Genomic DNA, 21,652 nt, shown 5'->3' on the forward strand with positions numbered 1-21,652 from the left:
AATAAAATCCATTGCCTTATAATTTATTTAAATTCTATTTTAAGCTAAAGTCAATCCCAGTTTTTCAGCTTCTGCGATTACAAAACTTCTGGCCTCTTCACTGTCATTTCCAATTTCACCTTCAAGAATGGCTTCTTTTACTTTTTCCTTTAAAATACCGATTTCGCGACCGGGTTTCAGATTAAACATTTCCATAATTTCTTCCCCTGAAATAGGCGGCTGGAAATTTCTCACCTGATCTTTTTCCTCCACTTCTTTGATCTTCACCGCAACATATTCAAAATTTTTCTTGAATTTCTCCTGTTTTTTAGAATTTTTTGTGGTAATATCCGCTTTACAAAGTGTAAATAAATCTTCAAGATCTTCTCCGGCATCAAACAATAATCTTCTCAGGGCAGAATCTGAAGCATCATCTGTAATCAAAGCGATCGGGCGCGATGATAATTTTACCATCTTCTGAACATATTTCATATCCGGACCTAACGGTAGTTTTAATCGCTGGAAAAGAGTTTTTACCATTTTTGAACCCAAAAATTCATGTCCGTGAAAAGTCCAGCCTGTTCCTTCAACGAATTTTTTGGTCGGAGCTTTTCCTATATCGTGAAGCAATGCCGACCAACGCAGCCACAGATTATCCGTATTTTCAGAAATGTTATCAACAACTTCTAACGTATGATAAAAATTATCTTTATGAGTCTGTCCCTCCACTTCTTCTACTCCTTTCAGATCTATAAGCTCAGGAATAATTAATTTCATCAAACCTGTCTGCTCCATCAGTTTCAAGCCTATCGAGGGTTTTTTGGAAAGCATGATTTTGTTGAATTCAACCATAATTCTTTCCATAGAAACGATCTTGATCCTTTCTGCTTCCTGCTTAATGGCTTCCAAAGATTTCTCTTCAATATGAAACTGTAACGTTGATGCAAAACGGATCGCTCTCATCATTCTTAAAGGATCATCAGAATAGGTTTGAGCTGGTTCCAAAGGAGTTCTTAAAATCCCTTTTTCCAGATCATCAATCCCGTTAAAAGGATCAATCAGTGCTCCGAAATTGTCTTTATTTAAGGAAATCGCCATCGCATTCACTGTGAAATCTCTTCTTTTCTGATCGTCTTCAATAGTCCCTCCTTCCACTTCCGGTTTACGGCTGTTTTCAGTATAGCTTTCCTTTCTTGCTCCTACAAATTCCAGTTCAAGATCTTTATATTTGATCATTGCCGTTCCGTAGGTTTTAAAAACAGAAACTTTCATTTTAGGATCAATTTCCTTTCCTACATTCTGAGCGAGTTCAATACCACTTTGTTCTGTCACAAAATCAATATCCGTTGAAGCTTTTCTTTTCATCAGTAAATCCCGGACATAACCTCCAACAACATATACAGACTGGTTATTTCTGTCTGCAACCTCAGAAATTATTTTGAAAAGTTTTAAATTTTGATTTTGATTTAGATTGATTGTCATTATTAAGGATATAGGATTTCAGATATTAAAATGAAATTTTTTGCAAAGATAACAATTAGATTAATCTTTTAGTAATTACAAAATCGTTTATAAATTTTACTTAACTTTATACAATTACTAATACCTAAGGCCATGAAAAAACTATTCTTACTTATTTTGCTGTATTCTTTTTCGATTCTTTCCTCTCAGGCAAAAAATGTCCATTATACAGATTTTATCGATTTTACCGACAATTCGGGAGTAAAATATAGCGTAATGATGGTTACAGATGAGCATAATGATAACGACAGACGTGCAGATGCTACAATAAGAGTTCTTTATACCACCGAAGGAAATGAACACTTAGTAGAATTCTATTCCGACTGCTACGCAGAAAAATTGAAAAACGGGAATACAAAAATTTCTTTTATCCCTGTAAAAAACAGCAAAGTGCAGATCATCAAAGGAAAAGACGTGAGCTACAGTCCCGATACTTTTGTTTATGAGGTTGATCCAAAAACAAGTAAAATAACAGGAACACAATCTGATCAAAACAGTACAAATCTTACACCGATCATTCACAGAAATGCATCACTGCAGACACAGGACAGGATAGATGAAATCGACAGGTTTTATTTCCGGACAGAGCCGATGTACAGCCTTCTTAAAGATTTCTATAATAAAAAGCTTGAAGTCGCGGAGAAGCCATATTATGATGTAGTAGGCTGGTTTGGAAGCGACGGAATTGCATATCAGGCATTTATTATTTCTTATCTTAAAGAGAAAGGAAACCTGGATTCTGTAGTTAGGGTACGTTACGAAAAAAACGGTCAGATTAATATTGTACAGTTCGATACCCTATCTGAAGTTATTTTACAAAAGGATGATACAGTCAGTATTTCCATAAAACCTAAAAATAAAACGGTAAAGAATATAAAAGGCAACTCCACTTATAATCCGGATAGCTTTTCCTACACTTTGGATACTAACGATGAATTTATAAGCGGAAAACAGTATGATGAAAATTCTTCGGCAGACCTTTCTTATATTAAAGTAATTAATAACAAGGAATTTGCGCTGAAATTCTATTCAGAAAATGACGAAATCTACCAAAAATATTTTAAATAATCCAAAAAAACGCTGTTAAACAGCATTTTTTTATTCTCTCAAAACTTTTATCCTATTATCGCTCCAGATTTTTATTACCGAAGAGCCGGAATATTTTGAAACTTTCTCTCTTTCTTCTTCCACCGCATAATCCACAAGACTGATGATTTCCGGAGAAATATCTGAAAATTTCAATGGGCTTTTATCACCACTGAAGTTGGCAGAGGTTGAGACCAACGGTTTATTTAATTTGGTAATTAATTTCTTACAAAAATCATTCTTCACCAAACGAATTCCTATGCTTCCATCTTCAGCCAGTAATTCTTTTGGTAAACCACGTGGATTTTCATAAACGATTGTCACCGGTTTTTCACTCAAGTCAATAATTTCCCAAGCCATTTCGGGAACATCTACCAATTCCTGCAATCTCTTTTCAGATTCCACCAAAATAATCATGGATTTATTCTTTTCACGCTTTTTGATATCAAAAATCTTGTTGACCGCTTCTATATTGGTTGCGTCACATCCGATTCCCCAAATTGTATCTGTTGGGTAAAGGATTGTTCCTCCGGATCTTAATATTTCTATGATATTTTCCATTTTTATAAGTCGCTGTTGAAGCTATAAATTTATTTAAATATTAATAAGAATCATTAAAAACCTATCGAAATAACCTCTTTTCTTCGTTAATTCAAATTTTGTCTGTCTCAATATTCTTTTAAAGTCATTCCTGATAAAATACTGTGAAAACAAAACAGGAGGATTGATTTTTCGACCTTTTTGAATTAAGGTATAAAATATAGTATGATCTTTAAAGAAAATAATGATTGTCTTCTCTTCGTCCCATCTACTAAATCCACTTGTAGGTTCATTAAGAAAAATTAAATCTGCTGATATTTTAGAAATCCTAAATTGATATTTTTTCCCATACGCTAAAATTCGCTTTTTAGCTTCTTCTTTAGAAATAGTAAATTCAATTTCTTTTAATTTCTTTTCAGTGAATTTACAGTAAATATAGTAGATAATAAATCCTGAAAAACATAATAAAAAAAAATATTCTAACTTATTATCTGATAATGGATCTAATCCTTTAAAAACAAGGATGGAATAGAACATCAGTATAGAGAAGATAAAGTAGTTAAAAACCGTATCAAATCTCTCAAACCAACTTTCATTATAGCTAATTTTTTTTGATTCAATACTTTTTTTAATATTCAAATTGCTTAAACTACGCATTCTTTCTCGTTGTCATTTTCAAATAAACTGAAGAAAAAATTATAGATAAAATTGAAATTAGCCAGATAAAATATCCTGCATTCAAATTAATAATTTCTGCTGTCCTTCCGTTTTCTGCCACCAAAACTTCCTCACAAAAAGTGAAAGATCCGGCAATTAGAAAAGCAATTAATCCTGAAATAATTGAAATTAAATAATACTTTCTAAAAACACAAACAATAGAAACAAGAAACCAAATATTTGCAGTCCATGTCAAAAATTCTCTTCCAGCACCTCCCAAAAAACTTATCGGTCCGACAAGGAAGACTTCAAATGAAGGATAATTTATTACCTTCCCCATATCTCTGATGGTAAAGGCATCAAAGAAAAGAGAAACCATAAAAATTAATAAGGTTATAAGAATTAATCTATTGTTTAATTTTCGCATCACAAATTCGGTAAATATCTTTCCTCAATAATATTCAGGTGATGATAATTGTGTCCGATAATCAGTTTACCGATGGTTTCTACGGAAATCTGATTTCCGTTAGCCGTTCCTATATTATTTAGAACTGACGGATCCAATGTTTCCAGTAAAATTTGTGAAGATTTTCTAACAGTTTTATATTCTTCCAGTAAAGATTCCAAGCTTCTTCCATTGGCAAAAGATTGATCCGCATACAATTCTTCATCAAAACCCGGTAATTCATTTTTATCACCCCTTGCGAATGCCAAAATTCTGTATTGAAACACTCTTTCTGTATCTGATAAATGTAAAAGCAGTTCTTTTAGAGTCCATTTTCCATCTGCATAAGCAAAAAGCGACTGCTCTTCCGTAAGATTTGAAAAAATTTCAACTGTTTTTTCTCCCGATTTTTTTAATTCTCCCAACCAGTCTTCGGATGGAATATTGTCTAAATATCTTTGTACGTATTTTTGAAAATCAGTCATTTTTTAGTTATAAGTTATTAATTATGAGTTATAAGCAACCAAAATTAACAATTGACATTTGACATTTATATTACTTATTTGTCCATTCGTAGAAATTCACCTCATCATAAATTTCAAATCCGCAAGATGGGTATAGTTTATTTCCGATATCATTGGTTTTTCCTGTTTCAAGAAGAATCCCCGCAGCATCAGTTAATTTTGCAAGTTCTTTAGCTTCTTCTATCAATTCTTTTGAAAAGCCTTTGCCGCGATAATTTTCATTGACATATAAATCATTCAGCAACCAATACCTTTTCATTCTCGTGGATGAAAACGATGGATATAACTGGACAAAACCCACCAGTACATCTTCATTTTCAGCAACAAAAATTTCAGAATCTTTGGTTTGAATTCTTTCAGTTAAAAAATTTTTAGCTGCCGAGATATCCGAATCTTTATGTTAAAAAATCCTGTACTGGTCAAACAATTCAGCCAATTGTTGCAAATCCTGAATTGTAGCTTTTCTGGTATTTTTCATATGAATTATAAATGATGATCGTAGCTCAGCACGCGTTTCATTTTCCAGTTCTTTCCGTCCAAAATCCAGAGAATGGTAAATTTAGCCCGGCTTCCTTTATTCCATTTTCCCTGATAAAGTTCAGCAAAATCATGTTCTCCTTCCTGGATAAAAGCATACAACGTGTTATTGCTATACAAAGGATACACTTTCATACTGTTCGGAACCAGCTCCCGTTTTACCTTGTTAGGTCCACCACATATATTATTCTTAATAGAAGCTATAAAAGCCTCCTTTCCGGCAGTGATTCCACCTTTATCGTGGTAAAACTCAAGATCATCACTCACGATAGAATCATAATGAGAAAGATCACATCTATTGAATCCGACATCAAATATCAGACTATCTAACTTTTTTGCTGTTTTATACAATTCATCAGAATTTTTTACTTGAGCGTATGCAATCTGACCTAAAATCAATAACAATATAATCTGAATCTTTCTCATGATGTTTTATTTTAAATATTTTCAACACCTTGTCATTCTGATGCAAGTAAACGTATAGATTCTTCACTACGTTCAGAATGACAAGGTGCTACTTTAAAAATTAAGAAAAAGCTTTTTCCAAATCTGCAATAAGATCTTCCGCATCTTCAATTCCAACACTTAAACGAACTAAATCATCAGTAATTCCCAATTCAGCACGTTTTTCAGCAGGAATAGAAGCGTGTGTCATCAAAGCGGGATGATTCGCTAAAGACTCTACTCCACCAAGAGATTCTGCTAAAGTGAAAACCTTTACTTTTTCCAGGAATTTGATCGCATCTTCTTTTTTACCGGATTTAAAAGTGAAAGAAACCATTCCTCCAAAATCTTTCATCTGAGATTTTGCCAGTTCATATTGCGGATGAGATTCCAATCCCGGATAAATTACTTTGTCTACTGCGGGATGAGACTCCAAATATTTCGCTACCGCCATTCCGTTTTCAGAATGTCTCTGAACTCTTAAAGCCAATGTTTTAATTCCTCTTAATACCAGATAAGAATCGTGTGGACCTAAAATTCCACCACTCGCAAATTGGATAAAGTGAAGCTTATCTCCCAATTCAGCATCTTTTGCAATCAAAGCTCCAGCAATAACATCAGAATGACCTCCTAAATATTTAGTCGCAGAATGCATTACAATATCAGCACCCAAATCGATCGGTCTCTGAAGATACGGCGTTGCAAATGTATTATCAACCGCAACTAAAATATCTTTTCCTTTTGCAACTTCTACCACCGCTTTAATATCAACCAGCTTCATTAATGGATTGGTCGGAGTTTCCACCCAGATTAATTTCGTTTTATCGGTAATGACATCAGCAATTTTTGAAGCATCATCAAAATTCACGAATGTAAATTTCAACTGATATTTTTCGAAAAGTCTGGTAAACATTCTGTAAGTTCCTCCATATAAATCATCCACCGCAATAACCTCATCACCAGGATTTAATAATTTCAAAACACAGTCGATGGCTGCCAAACCTGAACCGAAAGCCAACCCTCTCGCTCCGTTTTCTATGCTGGCTAAAGAGTCCTCCAAAGCCTGTCTTGTAGGGTTCGCAGCTCTTGAATATTCATAACCGGAATGTACTCCCGGACTTTTTTGTGCGAATGTAGACGTTAAAAATACAGGAACATTCACAGAACCTGTAGCAGATTCGTGGTGTTGTCCTCCGTGTATAACTTTTGTATTAAAATTCATTGCTTTATAATTTATTAATTTGAAAATGTGAGAATTTGAAAATTACTTTCACAGCTTTCATTTTCAAATTGTCTCACCGCATTTTCAAATTGGTTTTACATTTTTATTGCAGACTTAATGGCAAATTCTTCAGCAATCTGCTCCAGCCATTCTGCCACGTCTTCTTCTCCTGTCGCTCTTTGATACGTATTTCCAAGAGAAACCAAAACCTGATGAATAAACATTTTCATTTGGTCAACCGGCATTTCCTTAGTCCAAAGATCAATTCTTAATGCTTCCATTGCTTTATCATCCCAAACAGAGATCATGGTTGCTTTGGTTTCCTCTTTTTCGATTCCTCCATCCTGCGCATTCCAGGTAATAGTTTCCGGAATGTGGTTTTCATCCAATTCTACATCTATCGTAATCTGAGTTTTTCTCATTCTTTCTATTTTTTCTAATTCTTTAATTAATTTTTAGGCTTATATCCTGATTGATTGAAAATAGTCTGTGCATCCATTTTTAAGAAATCCACCAGTTTCGTTTCCGGATTTTGTTTTAAGTAAGATTTACAAATCTGCCACCCAGTAAAAATACCGATCTGAGGAGAAGATTCATTATCTATTTCTGTATAAAATTTTGAGAACGGTCCCGGAGAAATAAAACGTTCTACCAATCTGGGATCATCACTGAATACTAAATTACTCTCCACAAAATAATTCCAGATATTCGCTTCATTGGTAACCGCCCAATCATATTGTTTTTGAGTATAATTCATTTTAAGATAATCCGGGAAGTTTGGTAAGAAGGCATCCTGAAGGGTCATAATCTTCCCATTAAGAATCAGCTGATCTACAAACTTCTGTTCTGTTGGGGCCGTTACAATATTCTCTGCAAAAATTTGGGAAACTTTCGGGACAATATTAGCCGGGTTCATAGACTTTTGGAAATACAGCTCCAGTCCCTTATAATTAGGATTTCCATCTCCCATAAATCCCGTAATATCAATAAATAAAAACCCTGTCTTCTCGTCGTAAATAATCGGATCCTGAACCATCTGCAATGCAGACGAAAATAAATATACTTTCGGGCTGTTAAATTTAGGATAATAGTATTTGATATGTGAAAATAATTCCTGAAGCTCAGTCTGAAGTTTGTTAACATCTATTTTATGAATTGCCTCATTGTAGATTTTAATTTCATTCGCATCCGTTCTTCTTTTTGCAAAATCTTCATCAGGTACCGTCCCCTGAAACCATGGAAATTGAGTTTTAAACTGCTCCAACGGAACGTTTTTATCATAAAACATTTTAGAAATATCCACCACCTGCACTTTTTCTGCCGGCTTTTCGATTTCTACCTTCCATTGTGATTCCTGCTCTTTTTTACATGAATCTAAGCTTAAAACTAAAATGGAAGAAAGTATAGCAATTCGGAAAATCTTCATTATTTTTACATGAATTTTAATAAGAACACAAAAATAGTGAATAATACATTGATCCGGAATTTTTCATCATTGTTTTTATTTTTTGGAATGATAACAGCTTCCTGCCAGGAACTTATTTTTAAAGATAAAGAATTTGAAAAAGCATTGATTTCAGAGAGATTTGATCTCAACCGAAATAAAAAAATTGAAAAAGAAGAAGCTGAAAAGATTGAAAAAATCTTTAATATGAATGGTTTTGATGTTACTTCTTTAGACGATATCGATTTGCTTCCGAATTTGATTTTTTTCTCTATCAATAATAAAAATATTAAGAATATTTCTTTAAAAAACCATCCAAAATTAGAAACGTTCAAATGTTGGGATGGTAATCTCGAAACTGCAGAATTTGTTAACATTATTAATCTTAAGGAAATAATACTTACCAAAAATAATTTAAAATCACTATCTGTAAATAATAGGAATACAATTAAAAAACTAGATCTATCTGAAAATAAGCTCATTAATTTTGAGCCTAAAGTTTATCCAAATTTAGAATATCTAAATATATCATTCAACAGTTTAAAAACTATAGATTTATCATTTAATAAAGTATTGGAATGGTTTTCAGCAGCCGGTAATGAATTGACAACCTTAGATTTTTCTAAAAATCCTCAATTATCAATAGTTACTTTGTACAGAAACAAACTTAAAACTATTAACATAAATAAAAATGTGGACCTAAGGATTTTAAATCTGAATCAAAATCTTCTTTCGAAGATTAATATTACTGCCAATAAGAATCTCAAAGAATTGTCACTTACTGATAATTTATTGACGGAAATCAATACAGATCTCAATAGTAATCTTATTAATTTAAACCTGAGTGGAAACAGGATTTCTACTCTTAATGTCAGTAAAAATGCTAAACTTGAGTATCTTACAATTTCTGACAATCCTCTTAAAAGTTTAAATATTTCAAATAATTACAACTTAAAAAGTATTGATTTGATTGGAAATCCCCAAACTGTTGATATTAAAAGAACCGCTGGAGCCAATACAAAAATTTCATTTGGTTATCCCAACAATGTTCCTCCACCAACGACAAATGTTCCAAAAAAATAAATAAAAATTAAATATAATGCAGACACAAAAAGTAATAGATCATCTCGTAAGCTGGCTGAAAGATTATGCAACCAAAGCAAATGTAAAAGGATATGTAATAGGAGTTTCGGGCGGTGTAGATTCCGGTGTGGTTTCTACCTTATGTGCCATGACCGGGCTTGAAGTTTTGCTTTTAGAAATGCCGATCAGGCAAAAGCAGGATCAGGTAAACCGAGCTCAGGATCATATTGAAGATTTAAAAAGAAGATTTCCAAATGTTCAGGGAAAGAGAATTGATCTGACTCCCGTTTTTGAAACTTTCGAAAACAGTGTAGAAGACCATGTGGAAGGAAGATGGAGCAACAATTTATCTTTGGCCAATACCAGATCCCGCTTCAGAATGGTTACTTTATATTATTTTGGTCAGCTTCACGGACTTTTAGTTTGCGGAACAGGAAATAAAGTGGAAGACTTCGGGATTGGTTTTTACACCAAATACGGAGATGGTGGTGTAGATGTTTCTCCAATTGCTGATCTTTATAAAACTGAAGTTTACCAACTGGCAAAAGAATTAAACCTTATTGAAAGTATTCAGAATGCAATTCCTACGGACGGACTTTGGGATGCGGAAAGAACTGACGAAGATCAAATTGGTGCAACTTATCCTGAGCTTGAAAAAATTCAGAAAGAATACGGAACCAAAGCTGTAGAAGACTATGAAGGTCGCGATAAAGAAGTTTTTATGATCTTTGACAGAATGCATAAAGCGGCAAAACATAAAATGGTCCCGATTCCTATCTGCGATATTCCGGAAGAGTGGAGAGAAGGGTAAAAAATACATGGTCAATTGTGAATTCTTATAACTTGTTTTTTAATATTTGAAATTAATTTTGGACATTCACATTTGACTTACAAAGTAAAATTAACAATTCATTCACCTAAGTGACACTACAATATGAATGGTAAAACAAGATCACTGTTTTTTATCTGCTTAGGACTCCTTTTCGGAATGTCCGTTATGTATGTCTATAATAACTTTATTAAAGATAAAAATTCTCCTCAACAGGAAAAGATAATTAATAATGAAAGTTATTTTCAAACGAAACAAGGGAATACACCTGAAAACAGTAGTGAAATTTACTCTATTACAGAAGAAACAACAGTTATTTCTTATGTAAAACAAAATCACAAGCTTCCAGATTACTACATTACAAAAAATGAAGCTAAAAAGCTGGGATGGAATCCTTCGAAGGGAAATCTTTGTGACGTTTTGCCAGGAAAAGCTATTGGCGGAGATCATTTTGGAAACAGAGAAGGTAAACTCCCTAAAGGACAACAATATTTTGAAGCTGATGTAAATTACCATTGCGGAAGCAGAAATACTGACCGTATTATTTTCACCAAAAATGGCGATGTTTATTTAACGAAAAACCATTATAAAAGCTTTGAGAAGCAATAACAAAAATTAAAAAAGTAATATGCAAACAATATATATAGATTTTACGGACATAGGAGATTATGAAGATTTCTATGCTCAATTAAAAGAAAAGCTACCGCTTCCCGAGTATTTTGGGGAGAATCTGGATGCGTTAGCTGATGTCATTACCGGAGAACTGGAAATGCCTCTTCATTTAGAGTTTGTGAATATGAGTATTGACCAACTGGAGATTTTCGAAGATTTATTAGCAACATTGGAAGACATCGAAGATGAGATGGAAGATTTTACGTTCACTTATTATCTGGAGCAATATGAAGATGATGATGAAAACAACGAAGAAGAAAAATAAGGCTAAATATAACAAAACTCGCAGATTGCTCTGCGAGTTTTTTGGTCTAAGGTGTCAAAGTGAATCTGTCTAATACTTATTTACCGCTTTATGAATTTATAATTCTGTTGTTTTCCCCCCTTAACAGAATATTGCAATAGATAATCTCCACTTAATAAAGACGACACGTCAATCTGATGATCTACCGAGTTGAATGATTTCACTTTTTGCCCGACCATATTATAAATTTCAGCCTTATCAATTTTTTCAACACCTTTAAAATAAAGGATATCCGTTACCGGATTTGGATAAATTCCTATATCATTATTATCCTTCACATGATCCTTCACCGATAAATATTGTGTAAGATCTAAATAAAAACCTACGATTTGCCCCGATGCATTCAAACCTGTTCCTGCAATTTTTTTCCCGTCCTGGGAAATTGCCAAAGGTAATCCCATCGTTACTCCATTGGTTGCTATTCCCAATGATGTTGCATAATCGTTAAGGTTAACACGCCCATTTGCCGCAGTCCAAATAAAGCCTTCTCCAGACATCGGAGGTGCAGAAAACGCCCTGAAAAACCCTACTACAGTTGTTCCATCAGCAGATATTCCTGTTGCACCACCCCTGAAGAAGACCGAGGAATTTGGATGTGTTATATATGTTACCCCTGATGTTGTATTCCAAACATAAGGATTAGGTAATGCTGAACCTATAATTGTATTTCCATCCGCAGAAACTGCTCCGGCTTCACCTAGATTATTTCCACCACTATCCGTAATAAAGCTCTCCACACCATTTACCCATCTTGCTCCGCTTCTCGTTCCCGTTGATTCATCTTGCCAGCCAACAATTACAGTTCCGTCAGCATTCACGGCATTTGCTCTTGAGCTTCTTCCTGAAACGGTACTTCCTAAATCTACCACTCCACCTGCAGCATCCCATTTTACCGCGTGCGCAGTAGCCGCAGTAAGCCAGCCCAAACCAACCAATATAGTTCCATTCGCGTTCATTCCCCAAGTGGAACTTACAGATCCGTCCCAACCTGTAGGAACAAGTCCTCCCTTGTTCGTCCACGTAGAAGTAGCTACATCATAAGTGGCTATTTCGTTAAACCCTGTGGCAGAGTTCGTTGCTGTAGATGCAATTTTAGTCCCATCATTGGAAACAACCGTTCTTCCTGCTGCAGGATAACCATTTGTAAGCGCTCCTATCTGTACAAGCCCACCGGCTGCAGACCATTTATAAATTGCACCTGCACTGGTATGCATACTTACAACCCCATTATCAGAAACAGCACCTACATTGTAATTGCCAGTTCCCATTACAGTAAGCTGTGCTTTTGTAATTCCAAAATTCAGCAAGCAATATCCCGCCAATACTTTAATTGAAAGATTGTAAATTTTTTTCATACTTTGTTATATTTAATATTTTGAATTGGTGGGAACAATATTAATATTATATTTACCCAATTAAAAGAAATTGTCTTTTATAATTCGTGAAATTCAAAAGAATAAAATATATAAAAACCTAAAAACCAACCACATAAACGAATAACATATTGAAGATAACTTTTAACAAGATTATTCACAAAAACAAAGAAAACAATTTATTGCTTCAGAAAATGCCGAAAAATAAAAGGAATATTTTACTGTTAATTGTCGTTTTTTGTTCCATTTTTATAAACGGGCAGTCCGGCCCCGACTTTACGATTTTGGCAGATAAAGCATTTCAAAAACTGTATCAAAATCCCGACGACTGTATCAGCTATTCACAAAGTCTTCTTCTCAGTGATCAGAATATTGAACATAAAATAGTACTGCAAAATATCATCTCGCAAGCGTATGCCATGAAGGGAGATTATGTACAATCTGTAAGCACCTCTATCCAAAAAGAAGATTTTCAGCAGAAAAATCTTTCTTATTTTATGCAGGTTTTTGGAGATTATAACCTTGCCGAGCAATATCAAAACCTGGATTTATATAATCAGTCAAAAAAAATCATCACTCATCTTCTGTCTGATCAACGTCTTTTAAAAAGCAATGATCCGAGGTTAAGAATCACAACGGCCAAACTTTATCAGTTGCAAGCTCTTAATTTCGGAATCAACCGAGAATACAAAGCTGCTTTACAATACCTCAATAAAAGCGATAAGTATACTAATAACAGTAACGAAGAAAATACCATAACAAAAATTGAGAATAAGATTTTCCGTTCAACATATTTGATAAAACTGAGCCGTTTAGAAGAGTCTAAAAAACTAATAGACAGTTTGATTTATAGTCTTGAAAAATATAAAGACCGTCCGTTTTTATTAGGATTAGCTTATGAAACTTTATCCCGATATTATTTCCTTAAACAGGATTATAAAACGTCGATTGCCAAATCAGAAACAGCACTTTCGCAAATTGTAAATCTCCCTTTCAATAGCTTAAAAATTAAAATTTACGAATCGTTATCCAGAAATTATTTTACACTGCATGATAATGTTAAATATCACCAGTACAATAAACTTTATACTGATTTAAAAACACATGAAGATTCTAATACCAAAGAAGGAATCCGCTATATTGTAAAGCTTGTAGAGACCAATCTGAATAAAAATATTGAGTTCCAAAAACAAAGTTATTCACAGTCTTTTTGGATATTAACATTAATCTTAAGCTTTTTAATTCTTGGATTGCTTATTTATTTGCTCATTATTAAAAATAAAAACAGAGATTTAAAAAAACAATTTGACTTTTTTGAAAAGCAAAGAAGACAAAAACAGAAAATTGCCTCTTCTTTGCCGGCTATAAAAACAATTCCGGCTGTTGAAAAGAATGCAGAAAAAGATTCTAATAAAATTTCAAAGGAAAAAGAAGAAGAAATCCTTCAAAAGCTTGAAGAATTTGAACAATCCGACCGGTTTTTAAATAAAAATATGTCACTTTCCTTACTTTCCTCTCAAATGGAAATCAATACAAAATACCTTTCGGAAGTCATTAACAACAGTAAAGAAAAGAACTTCAACGGCTATATTAATGAATTAAGAATCAATCATATTGCTCATTTATTGAGAACCAATCCTACATTCCTTAATTATAAGGTTAGCTATTTAGCAGAATATTCAGGATTTTCATCTCACAGCACATTTACAACCATATTCAAATCTGTTACAGGAATGTCTCCCAATGCTTATATCCAGGAAATCAGTAAAAGTAAGTCATCATGAAATTCACACTAAAAATACTTTCGTTTTTATTCCTGAGCTTCTGTATTTATATAAATGCTCAAAAAAATATTGCGGATTCTCTGATGAAAAAGGCTTATAACGCAATCTATGATAATCCGGAGAATGCCATTAAAATAGGAAAAGACCTGTTGAAAAAAGACAATGATATCAATACTTCTATTAAGGTTTACATGCTTCTTTCTACAGCCAATATTGCCAAAAGAAATTTTGATGAGTCTTTGAAATATATTTTAAAAGCTAAAGAACTCTCGCAAAAAACAAATGATGCAAAAAACCAGGCAAGCGTTCTCATTGCTGTTGCCATACAATATCAGCAAATGGAACTTTTCAGCAAAAGCCTTGAAACTCTCAACGAAGCAGATACATATCTAGCGAAAACCCCTGATTCGCCTGAAAGATATCTGGAAAACGCCAGAAGCTATGCTATACGGGGGATGATTTACAAAAGCCAGTCCAACTCTGAAATTGCTCTTGAAAAATTTCTGATTGCTTTACAAAATTTTGAAAAAGCTCCTTTAATTAAAACCACTTCTTCTAATGTAAGTGTAGTATATTACAATATTGGCTATTGCTACCTTAATCTCAATCAAATAGACAATGCACAGAAGGCTTTTTTACAATCTGTAAATTATGCCCGGAAAAACCATGCAAAAAGTCTTGAAGCCTTTGCTTTAAAAGGAATGGCAGAAATGTACAAACAGAAACATGAATATCAGACCGCTGTAGATCTTTTACAGAAAGCAGAAAACCTAAGTAAAAATACAGGTGATATTGTTCTGAACGAAGGAATTTATAAAGAAATGTCAGATAATTATCTTGCTTTAAGGAAGCAGGATCTTTATCAGCTCTACAACAGAAAATATTTTGAAATGCGCTTCAAAAGAAAAGAAAATGAATTAACCTCCATCAATAGGGTTATTGATAATCATAATAAGGATACTTTGGCCAAGAATAAAGAAATTAAATCTTATTATATTTATCTAATGATCATTTCGTCTGCAATAAGTTTAATCATCATAGGTATTTTTTTATACCTGATCTCAAAAATAAAAAAACAGAATAAAAAGTACCAACGAGAGATACAGCAGATTATACGCGCTTCATAAATAAAAAAAAACATTCCAGATCGGAATGTTTTTTTTATAACAATAAGAATCTATTTACCAATAGCTTCTGTAATCGGGTTTCCTACATTTCCGCTGGGAAACTGAATTTTCAGTAAAGATGAAACAGTAGGAGCAATATCCGTCATATAATAAGGTCTATTACTTTCTCCATGCTGAATTCCCCACCCCATAAAGATTAACGGAATATGAGAATCATACGAATTCCATACACTGTGTGTAGTTCCTGTTTTTGAATACGGAGGCAACATAGAATCATGAGAGATCAACTGAATATCTCCACTTCTCTGTCTATTGATCCCATTGATAATTCTCTGTTTGATAGGCTCCGGAATTGTCGCTTCCTGAACTTCCGTTACTGAAACAGCATACAGTACAGTAGGGTCTTTTTCCAATTCTTTGATGGCAAATTCTCTTACATCATCCAGTTCCAGTTTATTATCTTTCAGCAACTTTCGGTCAAAATACACCTGGTAATTATCTACTGCATTAATCAGCTTATCAACCCCGAATTTTTCTTTCAGCTTCTCATTGATATTTTTTTCCATTCCTTCCCCAAAGAAACCTGTTGCGATTTTATGTTCCTGTAAAAATCCTACAGAATGTGCTCCTCCGTGATCTGCAGAAAGGAAAACCGTATACTGACCTTTACCAACTTTTGAATCCAGATAATTGAAAAATTGGGCTAAATCCTGATCTAACCTTAAATACACATCTTCAACTTCAATAGAGTTCGGACCGAATTTATGACCTGCATAATCCGTTGAAGCCAAATTGATGGCTAAAAAGTCTGTAATATCGTCTCCACCAAGTCTTTCTCCTTCTACAGAAGCTTCTGCCAATTTCAAAGTCAGAGTATTTCCGAAAGGAGTGTAACGGATATTATCTTTTTTCGCTTTATAATCAGCCGCTAAATTACTGTAAGGGAAAGTAGGCGTTTTCGCACTTCCCAACAATCCCTCCCAAGGAGAATTGTCCGGAGAACTTTCTGTGTACTGACTGATCGGCAATAAAGTATTCCAGCCATTTTCCACCAATTTATCCGGCAAATTCTGAGAATTGAACGTCTTTACCCATTGTGGCAAATCATTCATATACCAAGTACTCGTAATAAAATTACCTGAAGAATCATCAAACCAGAAAGCTCCGTTCGGATTGTGACCCGCCGGAAGAATAGATGCACGGTCTTTTAAAGAAACTCCGATTACTTTTCCTTGAAAATTGGTTGCTAATCTCAATTCGTCCGTCACTGTAGTCGACCAAAGGTTTTTCGGAGAATGGCTTCCAATTTTTGTATTGGTTGTTCCTACCGGTTTTACACTCTCATCTGTTGTACAGTATACATTTTGCCCGGTTTCCTTATCCGTCCAATCATTCCCTGCAATCCCATGAATTGCCGGAACCGAACCTGTATAAATACAAGTATGCCCTAAAGCTGTAACGGTAGGAACATAAGGAATATGTACATTATTCAACGAATAACCTGTTCCCAATAGTCTTTTGAAGCCATCATTACCATATTTATTATAAAAACGATACAGGTAATCCCACCTCATCTGATCTACCACCAAACCTACTACCAGTTTTGGTCTTTCTAATTGTGAATTTTTGTTCTTCTGCGCATTGATTGTAAAAACGGACAAAAAAGTAACCGCCGCAATCGAAATTTTCCTAAGCATTCAGTAAAATTTTATTGGGAACAAATTTACGGGTTTTGAAAACTTTGGTGTGTGAAATTTTGATTAAATTTGAGATAATACTGTTGATATATAACATTATAGTTTAATACTCATTTTTTACCGTTTAAATGGAAATCAAAAAACTAGAAAAGCTTACCTTCAATCCGACTATAAACTGGGGGTTCAACGGCTATGAAACTGATAAAATCTTTACCGTCTCCACTATAAAAATGGGAAAATCTTTTGAATTCAGTTTAAGAGAAAAAAAACAATATTATCAAAAAATCTGGGAAATAAATACTGAAGACATCAATGATCTGAATGAAATTATTAAACAAGGGAATTCTTTCGGAGTCTTTGAAAATGACGAGTTAATCGGTTGGGCAATATGCGATTTTAGAAAATGGAATAACAGCCTATTTATTGAAAATATTCTGATTGATGAAAAATTCAGAGGTCAGAATATCGGAAGATTACTCATCAAATATATCAATCGTAAAGCCAGAGAATTACAATGCAGAATGATAGAACTCGAAGTTCAGAACACCAATTATCCCGCCATACAATTTTATCAGAAGGCAGGATTTTCCATCACCGGGATTAATACAAAGCTGTATAAAGATTCTTCAGAAACCGCTTTATTCATGAGTTTTGAGGTATTTATTTAGGTTGATTTATTCCGTGATAAGCAACGGATAATAAGTACATACGAAATACTACCAAAAATAAAATCTACTTGGTAAATCTGTTCAAAATTTATCGGAAAACGAAATTTTATCCTGACAATTCTCAATCAGCAAATGGAATTATATGAAAATTTTACCTTTAAAAGTAATAGAAAGATAGTTGTTTAAATTTGATCAGTTTCATGGAATAGTTAGTTTTTAAGTTTCAAAAAATCAAATGGAGAATGGAAAAACACAGCTGACAAGGCTTCGGAATTCCGTAGGTTTTTTCCCCGTATGCTTTTTAATGAAATTCGTAAAGTTGGCTTCATCCGAAAATCCTAGCTGGTAAGATATTTCAGAAATCGTAAGTGTTGTATATTTTACAGACTTCTCAAATTCGCTGACCAGCTTATCGATAATCATTTCTTTGGCGGACTTCCCAGCTATAAACTCGGTCATACTGGTGAGTTTTCTCGTAGTAATATGAAGAGCATTGGCATAGTAAGAGACTTTTTTCTGTGTTTTAAAATCTCTTTGGAGCATAACTCTAAATCTATTAACATAAGATACATATTCCAACTTTTCATCTTTTTCGATCTCTTCATGATTAGTTGCCAATAATGCATCAAGTATTATAGTTTCCACGGTATTGTGTGCCGCCGAAACAAAAAGTCTTTCATCTTTTTTCTGAAACTCCTGAAGTCTGGTGATCAGAAAATACCTCATGATATCTCTAGGGACATCGCCTGTGTAATGAGAAATAAAGACATCTCTTCCATAATTAAAAAATAAGGCAGAATTTAAAAAAACTGAATCGGTAGAACACTGTTCATAAAAAATAGATGAAAAAGAAAAAGCATAAGCCTCTTTCCCTTTACATTCTCCAAAAACCATACTTTTATGTGGTCCAATAAAAACAGTACTAACCCCTTTTATTTCATAACTCTGTCCTTCTATGATCATTTCAAGATCATCAAATATAAACCAGATATTAAAATACTCTAAGGTATTGAAATCTCTTTTGCCCCCATTTCTTTCTATAACATAACTTAACGGATTCATGCTGAAACCCGTTTTTTTTAATCTATCTGTAATTGTATACGTCATTTTCCCTCTTAAAACTATTCGTCTATTAAATTAATAAAAAAATATAAAAATCCCAACCTTTTTCTCAGCCATCCTTATTTTTAGGAACCAAACAAAAGATTTTTTGAATTTTGGCTAATATATAACGTTTTTTTATTATAAAAGCTTATTTTAATTTTCCTTCACAAAAAAGCCGCGCCCTTCGGGCGCGGTTTTATTATAACTAAGCTTAATAATTAAAACTTCAAATCACCATTTACATCTCTTACCGCCTGAGCTGCTTCTGCAAATTTCAATTGCTCTTCTGCAGTAAGGGTAATATTTACGATTTTTTCCACACCGTTTGCTCCAATAATTGCAGGAACACCTAAGCAGATATCGTTTTGCCCGTATTCACCTTCTAACATCAATGAGCAAGGAATCATTTTCTTCTGATCACATGCAATCGCCTGAACCATTACAGAAACTGCAGCACCCGGAGCATACCAAGCAGAAGTTCCTAATAATTTAGTAAGAATAGCTCCTCCTACTTTAGTTTCCTCGATTACATATTTTTGTTTTTCTTCGTCTAAGAATTCTGTTACAGGAACACCATTTCTGGTTGCTTTACTCAATAAAGGAAGCATACCTGTATCACTGTGAGCCGCAATTACCATTCCATCAACATCAGAAATAGGGCTTTCCAACGCTTCTGCCAATCTGTATTTGAATCTTGCAGAATCTAGTGCACCTCCCATTCCGATGATTCTGTTCTTAGGAAGTCCAGAAGTTTTGTGTACAAGATAAGCCATTGTATCCATTGGGTTAGAAACCACGATAATGATTACTTCAGGTGAATGTTTTACTAAATTTTCAGTAACTTCTTTTACGATTCCCGCATTAATACCGATTAACTCTTCTCTTGTCATTCCAGGTTTTCTTGGAATACCTGAAGTAATAACCGCTACATGAGAACCTGCAGTTTTGCTGTAATCACCTGTTGTTCCGGTAATTTTTGTATCAAATCCGTTCAACGATGCTGTCTGCATCAAATCCATTGCTTTTCCTTCAGCAAATCCTTCTTTAATATCTACTAAAACTACTTCTGAACAGAAGTTTTTCATAGCGATGTATTCTGCACAGCTAGCTCCTACAGCTCCTGCTCCTACTACAGTTACTTTCATAATGTATACTTTTTTAAAATTTATTTTTAAAGTTTAGTTCAAAATTTTAACTCCCAAATTTAATGATTCCTGAAAAAGTGGGCAATTTTTCAGGAATTTTAATTGTATTTTTAATAAATCCGTTAATGCTCACCAAAAAGTACTCACCACTTTGTTAGATTTCTTTATTTATTAAGCACTTTTTCTCAGTTAATAATTATTAACATCAATATTCTTTACTTCAATAATTAATTAATGATTATTAACAGGTATTCATATAAAATTTTAGAAAAAAAGTGTTAATTAAATAAATTTTCATTAAATTTATATCACCAAATTTTGAAAATTATTGAAATTTCATCGAATGTTTTTCTTTTAGAATTCAAAAATGACTCAACCCCACAAAAAATATTATCATGAGAAAATTTCCCTTAATTCTCTTTTCATTAATTCTTTCAATAGGATTGTGGAATCCTTCTGAAGCATGTACAAGAGTTGTGTACAAAGGTCCTGAAAACACTATTATTACAGCCCGTTCTATGGACTGGCGTGATGAAATTCCCGCCAATTTATGGATTCTTCCAAAAGGAATTGCAAGAACAGGAGAAGTAGGATCCCTTTCTGAAAAATGGACCTCCAAATACGGAAGCGTGGTCAGTACTTCCTGGGATATTGCTTCTTCAGACGGAATGAACGAAAAAGGACTGGTCGCCAATCTTTTATGGCTCGGAGAATCAGAATATCCGAAATTCGATCCTAAAGGCCGGAAAAAAGGCATTGCCATTTCATTATGGGCTCAATATTTTCTTGATAATTTTGCTACTGTAAAAGAAGCGGTGGAACAGGCCAGAAAAGAAAAATTTGTTATCGTAAGTGACTATATTCCAGGAACCGAAAGATTCACAACCGTACATCTTTCTCTTTCGGATGCTTCAGGAGACAATGCTGTTTTTGAATATCTCGGCGGGAAACTTATCATTCATCATTCTCCGGAATATACTGTAATGACCAATTCTCCTGTTTTTGATGAACAATTAGCTTTAAATAATTACTGGAAAGGAATTCCGGGAACGGTAATGCTTCCGGGAACCAACCGTGCTGCAGACCGGTTTGTAAGAGCCTCATATTATATTGATGCAATTCCGAAAACGGCAGACACAAGAACAGCAGTAGCAAGTGTTTTCAGCGTGATCAGAAACTGCTCTGTACCTTACGGGATTACTACAGAAAACGAACCTAATATTTCGTCTACAAGATGGCGTTCCGTTTCCGACCAGAAAAACCTGGTATATTATTTCGAAACGGTTTTTACTCCCAATACGTTTTGGGTAAACCTTAAAGAATTTGATTTAACCGAAAAAGGAAAAGTAATGAAATTAGATTTAAGCAATTTTCAAACCTACAACGGAAAAGCAAATTCGAATTTCAAAGAATCTACACCATTTAAGTTTTTAGGATTGAATTAATTCAAAAAATACGCTCATCAAA

23 protein-coding genes are annotated in these 21,652 nt (G+C 33.8%); 9 read left to right on the forward strand and 14 right to left on the reverse strand.

The genetic code is table 11. The features are described 5' to 3' along the window. Positions 1–39: 39 nt before the first annotated feature. Entirely contained in the window at positions 40–1,461 is a 1,422-nt protein-coding gene (locus tag MKS83_RS08265) for a CCA tRNA nucleotidyltransferase (RefSeq protein WP_240582759.1), read from the reverse strand. A 132-nt stretch (positions 1,462–1,593) separates the two neighbouring features. Between MKS83_RS08265 and MKS83_RS08270 the strand changes: the two genes are divergently transcribed. Next, a complete protein-coding gene (locus MKS83_RS08270) occupies positions 1,594–2,568 on the forward strand; it encodes a hypothetical protein (protein ID WP_240582760.1) in 975 nt (324 codons plus the stop codon). 30 nt (positions 2,569–2,598) lie between these two features. Here MKS83_RS08270 and MKS83_RS08275 read toward each other — a convergent pair whose 3' ends face one another. The 9 genes from MKS83_RS08275 to MKS83_RS08315 form a co-directional block, all read right to left on the reverse strand. After that, positions 2,599–3,153, reverse strand: a complete 555-nt coding sequence (locus MKS83_RS08275; RefSeq protein WP_410679600.1) for an L-threonylcarbamoyladenylate synthase — start codon at positions 3,151–3,153, stop codon at positions 2,599–2,601. A 27-nt stretch (positions 3,154–3,180) separates the two neighbouring features. Next, on the reverse strand, positions 3,181–3,765 hold the full coding sequence (locus tag MKS83_RS08280; protein ID WP_240582761.1) for a hypothetical protein: 585 nt from the start codon (positions 3,763–3,765) through the stop codon (positions 3,181–3,183). A gap of 10 nt (positions 3,766–3,775) precedes the next feature. Beyond that, complete coding sequence (locus MKS83_RS08285) at positions 3,776–4,162, reverse strand: hypothetical protein (protein WP_240582762.1); 387 nt, start codon at positions 4,160–4,162, stop codon at positions 3,776–3,778. Between the two features lie 47 nt (positions 4,163–4,209). Continuing rightward, the gene (locus MKS83_RS08290; protein WP_240582763.1) at positions 4,210–4,713 is read right to left on the reverse strand and encodes a DinB family protein; all 504 of its coding nucleotides are present in this window, start codon (positions 4,711–4,713) and stop codon (positions 4,210–4,212) included. Between the two features lie 70 nt (positions 4,714–4,783). Further along, a complete protein-coding gene (locus tag MKS83_RS08295) occupies positions 4,784–5,137 on the reverse strand; it encodes a GNAT family N-acetyltransferase (RefSeq protein WP_317224489.1) in 354 nt (117 codons plus the stop codon). Positions 5,138–5,235: 98 nt separating this feature from the next. After that, positions 5,236–5,715, reverse strand: a complete 480-nt coding sequence (locus tag MKS83_RS08300; protein WP_240582764.1) for a nuclear transport factor 2 family protein — start codon at positions 5,713–5,715, stop codon at positions 5,236–5,238. A 100-nt stretch (positions 5,716–5,815) separates the two neighbouring features. Then, positions 5,816–6,955 (reverse strand): cystathionine gamma-synthase, encoded by a 1,140-nt coding sequence (locus MKS83_RS08305; RefSeq protein ID WP_240582765.1) that lies wholly within the window; start codon positions 6,953–6,955, stop codon positions 5,816–5,818. Between the two features lie 95 nt (positions 6,956–7,050). Next, the gene (gldC, locus tag MKS83_RS08310; protein ID WP_240582766.1) at positions 7,051–7,377 is read right to left on the reverse strand and encodes a gliding motility protein GldC; all 327 of its coding nucleotides are present in this window, start codon (positions 7,375–7,377) and stop codon (positions 7,051–7,053) included. Between the two features lie 26 nt (positions 7,378–7,403). Continuing rightward, complete coding sequence (locus MKS83_RS08315; RefSeq protein WP_240582767.1) at positions 7,404–8,381, reverse strand: gliding motility protein GldB; 978 nt, start codon at positions 8,379–8,381, stop codon at positions 7,404–7,406. Positions 8,382–8,417: 36 nt separating this feature from the next. Between MKS83_RS08315 and MKS83_RS08320 the strand changes: the two genes are divergently transcribed. The 4 genes from MKS83_RS08320 (at position 8,418) to MKS83_RS08335 (ending at position 11,248) form a co-directional block, all read left to right on the forward strand. Continuing rightward, positions 8,418–9,482, forward strand: coding sequence for a hypothetical protein (locus tag MKS83_RS08320; RefSeq protein WP_240582768.1), 1,065 nt, complete (start codon positions 8,418–8,420; stop codon positions 9,480–9,482). 16 nt (positions 9,483–9,498) lie between these two features. Beyond that, positions 9,499–10,293, forward strand: a complete 795-nt coding sequence (gene nadE, locus MKS83_RS08325) for an NAD(+) synthase (protein WP_240582769.1) — start codon at positions 9,499–9,501, stop codon at positions 10,291–10,293. Between the two features lie 123 nt (positions 10,294–10,416). Next, the gene (locus MKS83_RS08330) at positions 10,417–10,920 is read left to right on the forward strand and encodes a ribonuclease domain-containing protein (protein WP_240582770.1); all 504 of its coding nucleotides are present in this window, start codon (positions 10,417–10,419) and stop codon (positions 10,918–10,920) included. Positions 10,921–10,939: 19 nt separating this feature from the next. Continuing rightward, positions 10,940–11,248: a barstar family protein gene (locus tag MKS83_RS08335; protein ID WP_240582771.1), complete on the forward strand. Its 309-nt coding sequence runs from the start codon at positions 10,940–10,942 to the stop codon at positions 11,246–11,248. A gap of 80 nt (positions 11,249–11,328) precedes the next feature. Here MKS83_RS08335 and MKS83_RS08340 read toward each other — a convergent pair whose 3' ends face one another. Further along, positions 11,329–12,642 (reverse strand): T9SS type A sorting domain-containing protein, encoded by a 1,314-nt coding sequence (locus MKS83_RS08340; RefSeq protein WP_240582772.1) that lies wholly within the window; start codon positions 12,640–12,642, stop codon positions 11,329–11,331. 212 nt (positions 12,643–12,854) lie between these two features. Between MKS83_RS08340 and MKS83_RS08345 the strand changes: the two genes are divergently transcribed. Next, on the forward strand, positions 12,855–14,444 hold the full coding sequence (locus tag MKS83_RS08345) for a helix-turn-helix domain-containing protein (protein WP_240582773.1): 1,590 nt from the start codon (positions 12,855–12,857) through the stop codon (positions 14,442–14,444). Further along, positions 14,441–15,571 carry a tetratricopeptide repeat protein gene (locus MKS83_RS08350; RefSeq protein ID WP_240582774.1) on the forward strand — a complete coding sequence of 377 codons (1,131 nt, stop codon included), beginning with the start codon at positions 14,441–14,443 and terminating at the stop codon, positions 15,569–15,571. Before MKS83_RS08345 ends, MKS83_RS08350 begins: the two co-directional genes overlap by 4 nt. Positions 15,572–15,621: 50 nt before the next feature. On the opposite strand, the gene pafA is transcribed toward MKS83_RS08350, so the two are convergent. Further along, a complete protein-coding gene (gene pafA, locus MKS83_RS08355) occupies positions 15,622–17,268 on the reverse strand; it encodes an alkaline phosphatase PafA (RefSeq protein ID WP_240582775.1) in 1,647 nt (548 codons plus the stop codon). Positions 17,269–17,396: 128 nt separating this feature from the next. On the opposite strand from pafA, the gene MKS83_RS08360 reads away from it, so the two are divergent. Further along, entirely contained in the window at positions 17,397–17,936 is a 540-nt protein-coding gene (locus MKS83_RS08360; RefSeq protein ID WP_240582776.1) for a GNAT family N-acetyltransferase, read from the forward strand. Positions 17,937–18,167: 231 nt separating this feature from the next. On the opposite strand, the gene MKS83_RS08365 is transcribed toward MKS83_RS08360, so the two are convergent. Continuing rightward, complete coding sequence (locus MKS83_RS08365) at positions 18,168–19,043, reverse strand: helix-turn-helix domain-containing protein (protein ID WP_240582777.1); 876 nt, start codon at positions 19,041–19,043, stop codon at positions 18,168–18,170. Between the two features lie 215 nt (positions 19,044–19,258). Beyond that, positions 19,259–20,185: a malate dehydrogenase gene (locus tag MKS83_RS08370; RefSeq protein ID WP_240582778.1), complete on the reverse strand. Its 927-nt coding sequence runs from the start codon at positions 20,183–20,185 to the stop codon at positions 19,259–19,261. Between the two features lie 395 nt (positions 20,186–20,580). Here MKS83_RS08370 and MKS83_RS08375 point away from each other — a divergent pair, with 395 nt between their 5' ends. After that, entirely contained in the window at positions 20,581–21,630 is a 1,050-nt protein-coding gene (locus MKS83_RS08375; RefSeq protein ID WP_240582779.1) for a linear amide C-N hydrolase, read from the forward strand. The last annotated feature ends 22 nt before the right edge of the window (positions 21,631–21,652 follow it).

The sequence above is a fragment of the Chryseobacterium sp. Y16C genome (genome assembly GCF_022488405.1).
Lineage (GTDB): Bacteria > Bacteroidota > Bacteroidia > Flavobacteriales > Weeksellaceae > Chryseobacterium > Chryseobacterium geocarposphaerae.

What these genes read in the sequence shown, in the direction of transcription:
- MKS83_RS08340 (WP_240582772.1), bottom strand. Translation starts at nt 12,642, where the DNA reads ATGAAAAAAATTTACAATCTTTCAATTAAAGTATTGGCGGGATATTGC.
- gldC (WP_240582766.1), bottom strand. Translation starts at nt 7,377, where the DNA reads ATGAGAAAAACTCAGATTACGATAGATGTAGAATTGGATGAAAACCAC.
- MKS83_RS08265 (WP_240582759.1), bottom strand. Translation starts at nt 1,461, where the DNA reads ATGACAATCAATCTAAATCAAAATCAAAATTTAAAACTTTTCAAAATA.
- nadE (WP_240582769.1), top strand. Translation starts at nt 9,499, where the DNA reads ATGCAGACACAAAAAGTAATAGATCATCTCGTAAGCTGGCTGAAAGAT.
- MKS83_RS08285 (WP_240582762.1), bottom strand. Translation starts at nt 4,162, where the DNA reads ATGGTTTCTCTTTTCTTTGATGCCTTTACCATCAGAGATATGGGGAAG.
- MKS83_RS08365 (WP_240582777.1), bottom strand. Translation starts at nt 19,043, where the DNA reads ATGACGTATACAATTACAGATAGATTAAAAAAAACGGGTTTCAGCATG.
- MKS83_RS08345 (WP_240582773.1), top strand. Translation starts at nt 12,855, where the DNA reads ATGCCGAAAAATAAAAGGAATATTTTACTGTTAATTGTCGTTTTTTGT.
- MKS83_RS08315 (WP_240582767.1), bottom strand. Translation starts at nt 8,381, where the DNA reads ATGAAGATTTTCCGAATTGCTATACTTTCTTCCATTTTAGTTTTAAGC.
- MKS83_RS08360 (WP_240582776.1), top strand. Translation starts at nt 17,397, where the DNA reads ATGGAAATCAAAAAACTAGAAAAGCTTACCTTCAATCCGACTATAAAC.
- MKS83_RS08300 (WP_240582764.1), bottom strand. Translation starts at nt 5,715, where the DNA reads ATGAGAAAGATTCAGATTATATTGTTATTGATTTTAGGTCAGATTGCA.
- MKS83_RS08370 (WP_240582778.1), bottom strand. Translation starts at nt 20,185, where the DNA reads ATGAAAGTAACTGTAGTAGGAGCAGGAGCTGTAGGAGCTAGCTGTGCA.
- MKS83_RS08330 (WP_240582770.1), top strand. Translation starts at nt 10,417, where the DNA reads ATGAATGGTAAAACAAGATCACTGTTTTTTATCTGCTTAGGACTCCTT.
- MKS83_RS08270 (WP_240582760.1), top strand. Translation starts at nt 1,594, where the DNA reads ATGAAAAAACTATTCTTACTTATTTTGCTGTATTCTTTTTCGATTCTT.
- MKS83_RS08375 (WP_240582779.1), top strand. Translation starts at nt 20,581, where the DNA reads ATGAGAAAATTTCCCTTAATTCTCTTTTCATTAATTCTTTCAATAGGA.
- MKS83_RS08350 (WP_240582774.1), top strand. Translation starts at nt 14,441, where the DNA reads ATGAAATTCACACTAAAAATACTTTCGTTTTTATTCCTGAGCTTCTGT.
- pafA (WP_240582775.1), bottom strand. Translation starts at nt 17,268, where the DNA reads ATGCTTAGGAAAATTTCGATTGCGGCGGTTACTTTTTTGTCCGTTTTT.
- MKS83_RS08335 (WP_240582771.1), top strand. Translation starts at nt 10,940, where the DNA reads ATGCAAACAATATATATAGATTTTACGGACATAGGAGATTATGAAGAT.
- MKS83_RS08290 (WP_240582763.1), bottom strand. Translation starts at nt 4,713, where the DNA reads ATGACTGATTTTCAAAAATACGTACAAAGATATTTAGACAATATTCCA.
- MKS83_RS08305 (WP_240582765.1), bottom strand. Translation starts at nt 6,955, where the DNA reads ATGAATTTTAATACAAAAGTTATACACGGAGGACAACACCACGAATCT.